Raw genomic sequence first — 568 nt, 5'->3', positions numbered from 1 at the left:
CCCAGCCCTACTGCTGGGGGCTGCGTGGCGGCACCTGATCGAGGAGTGTGATCTCATCGGTCGCTGCTGGCAGTTCGCCCGTTGGCGTCAGCTTGTCGACTGCCTCGGGCAAATCTTTCGTGATCCTGGCAATCAGTTCATCGCGCGACAGACCAGTCTGCATCGAAAGAACAGTGAGGGTGTCCTCGTCTATTGCCGTCTCCACGTCCTTCGGTTCGATCGGCTCGTTGGGTCCGGCACTAACCCACGAATCTACCTTCGATCCCACTCCTGCGTTTCTGAAGCGGTCGAGGATGTCCCCAAGCGCTGTCCCGGACACACCCTTGGACAGCTGATCCATGAGCCCGCCTTGCGGGTTGTTTGGATCGCGATTTCCTGCACCGCGGATCAAGTCTCCGATCTTGTCGCGATTTTGGTAAGCCAGAATGCCAAGCACGGCGACCGCCAGTTTTCCCAGATTTGCCATTGGTTTCCTCCCTTGGCTCACAGGGAGAAGGTTTCTTGCTCGCAAAGGTTCCCACCTGTTCGACCCGGTAGGCTTTCATATGATGCTAGCCCGGTTCTTCCC

Annotated in this window: 1 protein-coding gene; it reads right to left on the bottom strand. The window is 58.1% G+C overall.

Annotation, left to right across the window (positions count from 1 at the left end):
- Positions 1 to 7: 7 nt before the first annotated feature.
- Positions 8 to 466, bottom strand: coding sequence for a YidB family protein (locus tag DH08_RS30100; protein ID WP_192182891.1), 459 nt, complete (start codon positions 464 to 466; stop codon positions 8 to 10).
- Between the last annotated feature and the right edge of the window lie 102 nt (positions 467 to 568).

The organism is Mesorhizobium amorphae (assembly GCF_014843845.1).
In the GTDB taxonomy this organism is placed as follows: Bacteria; Pseudomonadota; Alphaproteobacteria; order Rhizobiales; family Rhizobiaceae; genus Mesorhizobium; species Mesorhizobium amorphae_A.
The sequence above is the reverse complement of the archived record's forward strand: the minus strand, read 5'-3'. Positions and strand labels throughout refer to the sequence as shown.

Excerpts from the sequence above, each read along its gene's own strand:
- DH08_RS30100 (WP_192182891.1), bottom strand. The coding sequence starts at position 466 with ATGGCAAATCTGGGAAAACTGGCGGTCGCCGTGCTTGGCATTCTGGCT.